We start from the raw sequence: 2,872 nt of genomic DNA, 5'->3' as shown, positions 1-2,872 counted from the left end.
TGGAGTGATTGGTTCAGTCATGAGTATCTCCTGTTCGGAAAACATACCTGTTCCGATGGCTCCGGAACAAGGGGGTTACCCCGAACAGGTTGCGTATGCGCATGTCAAATCGCCTGTCGGCCGAGAAAAGTTTGTATCTGTTCGTGATATGGCGATATTCCGTTGCCAACGGAATGGGCTTCTAACCCGAACAATTTCAATCACGCCGGGCTTGCGCTGGCAGTGCAGTGTCGTGCAGCTATGTCGCCGTTAGCCGCGCGTGCTGTCGGGAGATCCGACCACTGGTGTTCAGAAACTGAACACCCCCGAACTTCGGCGCGTGGCAGTCGGAGATCTGACCTCTGGTGTTCAGAAACTGAACACCCGCGGACCTCGGTCTAGGGGCCGGTCGCCTCGGTCGACGTACGGCCGACCGCTGTCGCTCTCCCGCCCTGCGGCCTGGCGGCCTCGGGCGCTCGCGACCTCCCGTCCACCGAGACACCCGCAGAACCGTGCTCGAAAGACGGGCCTTCAGGTGCAAATGCCGAACCGCCCGTCGACGGTGTGGACTCGGTGGCTGATGATGCGATGCTGGGCATCGGGGCGCCTGCTCCCCGGAGGCCCCGACGCCGCCCACAACGCACGCGGCAGCGCCGAAGCTCCTGGTCAGGAGTGCAAGCACCGTGTCCGGTTTATGCCCGTTCGTCGGACAGACTGAATACGTCAGCGCAGCTCAATGCGGCGCATACGACGCACAGACGCAGATAAACCGCAGGTCAGTGGCTATCTCGTCCGCCTGAAAAGCGGAAGGTCGCCGGTTCGATCCCGGCCCTGGCCACCAAGACGTCGTCACGTCGACGCCCCTCTCCCCGCAGCACGCGACCGGCGGCTCCGGTCTCCCGAAGCCGCCGGTTTTCCGACATCACGCCGTCGCGCTCACACGGGTTGTGGCACGTTCACCTTCTCCTCGGCGGGCACGACCTCGACCGGGGCCGGGCCGGCAGCCGGAACGGTTTCGTCCGTCCCCGCGGTCCGCCTCGCCAGGGTTGCCGACAGACCCGCAGCCAGCGCCAGGCCGGCCAGCGCCGCGACACCGGCCACCGGCGAGACCGTCCAGACCCCGTTCAACAGGAAGATCGCGGGCACCGTACATGTCGGGATCCCGAGCAGGATCAGCACCCAGCCCGTGAAGTGACCGAGGTCGAAGGACCGAACTCGGGTGATCCCGAGGCCGAGCAACACGAAGAACAGTGTCCACATGGTCGCCCAGGTGGCCCAGATGACCGCGAAGACCGGGTCGGTGCCGATGTTCTTGACGGCGTAGAACGCCGCGATCGCGGCGACGAACACGCTGTACCAACCGAACCCCTGCGGCTCCAGATCGTAGATCTGGATGAGCCCGAACCACAGATAGGTGAATCCGAACAGCAGGCTCGGCCAGGTCCCGTTCACGATGCCGGCGTCGCCGCCCGCCTGGACCAGGATCAGCGTGGGCAGTATGACCTGCGCCGACCCGACGAAAAGGTTGAGCGGGGCGGCGCTTCTGGGCTTGACGACCCCGATGGAGACGAGTCCGTTGACGAACAGAACGACGCCGACGAGCAGCAGACCGACGTTTCCCATCAGCGGCTCACCCATTCCACGAACTGGTCCGACGTGATCACCGGCGCGAAGAAGTCGTTGATGCGCTGAAAGGCCGCCGGTTCCTGGTCGGGGCGCACGGCGCCGGTCGCGTCGCCGACGATGATCGGCAGCAACCCGTGGTCGCGCGCCGCCCGGGCGTTGCCCTCGGTGCACCAGTCGAGGTGGATGCCGGTGATGACGACGACCTCGACCTTCTGCCGAATCAGCGCGCCCGGTAGGTCCGTGCCGACGAACGCGGTCTGCAGCGCCTTCTCGTAGAGCTCGTTGTCACCCGGCTCGACAAGGTCGCGCAACTCGTCGACAAGCGCGTTGTCCCAGGCGATCTGCTGCGGCGTCGCGTCGATGTGGCCGGTCCAGCTCTCATACTGGACGCGGTCGAAGTCGGTCTGCGGATAGTCCTGCCGGAACACCGAGAAGCCGATCCAGTTGAACGACACGAAGTTCGGTGCCCTGCGCGCCGCCTTGACCGTCTTCACCGTGGCCTCGAGGCTTCCGCGCAACGCGTGCCCTTCGGCGTATTGCACGCCGCCCGGCTTGTAGAGCGAATTGGATTGGCTCACGGACAGGAAGGCGGCCGGCCGGCTCAGGATCTCGCGGAAGTCGAGCTTCTGCCACTGCTTGGCCAGTGGCGGGATGGAGCCGACGTTGGTCGGCGGGAATTGCGTGCGATCGAGTTCGACCGGCTCCAGGGGAGTCGGTCGCGACGGGGCGTTGATGGTGGCGGTCAATCTCGTGACTTTCTTCTCGGGGGACGGGTGTTCGGGGCGGCGGTGAAATGTCCACGGCCGCCTGTGTTTACACGGAGGAAACGGATACGACCGAAGCGTCCCACGAGGTCAACGGCGGAGAGACACTTAGAATCGGCGCGAGTCCATCGCCTCCCGGCCGCGACATCAGGTCGGGGTTGTGCCGACCGGCCACCCTTGTCTTCTGCGGTACCTGCGCGTACCGTACATCGGTACCTCGGTGTACCAGGAAGTGGGTTCATGGCCGAAGCGACGACCGACCCGGTGCGGCTCCCGCCCGGGCCCCGGCTGCCGAAGGCGGCGGTCGGGCTTGGATTCCTCGCCGGCCGGCACCGCGCCCTGACGGCGGTCGGCCGCAGGTACGGCGGCGCGTTCAGCGTCGAACTGCCCATCTTCGGGAATGCGATCGTGATCATCGACCGGGACCTCATCAGGGAGTTGTTCACGACGAACAGCGACCTCGTGGCCCGGGCCTCGAACCTCGGTGCCGTGCTCGGACCCGG

Annotated in this window: 2 protein-coding genes, 1 tRNA gene and 1 pseudogene; 2 read left to right on the top strand and 2 right to left on the bottom strand. The window is 65.7% G+C overall.

What is annotated here, in order from left to right; translation table 11 throughout:
- The first annotated feature begins 752 nt into the window (after window positions 1-752).
- Window positions 753-820, top strand: a tRNA-Phe gene (locus tag A5698_RS28530).
- 95 nt (window positions 821-915) lie between these two features.
- Here the strand turns inward: A5698_RS28530 and A5698_RS09115 are convergent.
- Together A5698_RS09115 and A5698_RS09110 are read right to left on the bottom strand one after the other, a co-directional pair.
- Window positions 916-1,617, bottom strand: coding sequence for an AmiS/UreI family transporter (locus A5698_RS09115; RefSeq protein WP_084792346.1), 702 nt, complete (start codon window positions 1,615-1,617; stop codon window positions 916-918).
- Window positions 1,602-2,351: a cysteine hydrolase family protein gene (locus tag A5698_RS09110; protein WP_068295702.1), complete on the bottom strand. Its 750-nt coding sequence runs from the start codon at window positions 2,349-2,351 to the stop codon at window positions 1,602-1,604. The genes A5698_RS09115 and A5698_RS09110 overlap by 16 nt, the downstream gene beginning before the upstream one ends.
- A 258-nt stretch (window positions 2,352-2,609) precedes the next feature.
- Between A5698_RS09110 and A5698_RS09105 the strand changes: the two are divergent.
- Window positions 2,610-2,872 (top strand): annotated as a pseudogene (locus A5698_RS09105) (cytochrome P450); the annotation flags it as partial.

The organism is Mycobacterium sp. E136, from assembly GCF_001666865.1.
Classification (GTDB): domain Bacteria; phylum Actinomycetota; class Actinomycetes; order Mycobacteriales; family Mycobacteriaceae; genus Mycobacterium.
This window is presented reverse-complemented; position numbering and strand designations above follow the sequence as displayed.

Excerpts from the sequence above, each read along its gene's own strand:
- A5698_RS09115 (WP_084792346.1), bottom strand. The coding sequence starts at position 1,617 with ATGGGTGAGCCGCTGATGGGAAACGTCGGTCTGCTGCTCGTCGGCGTC.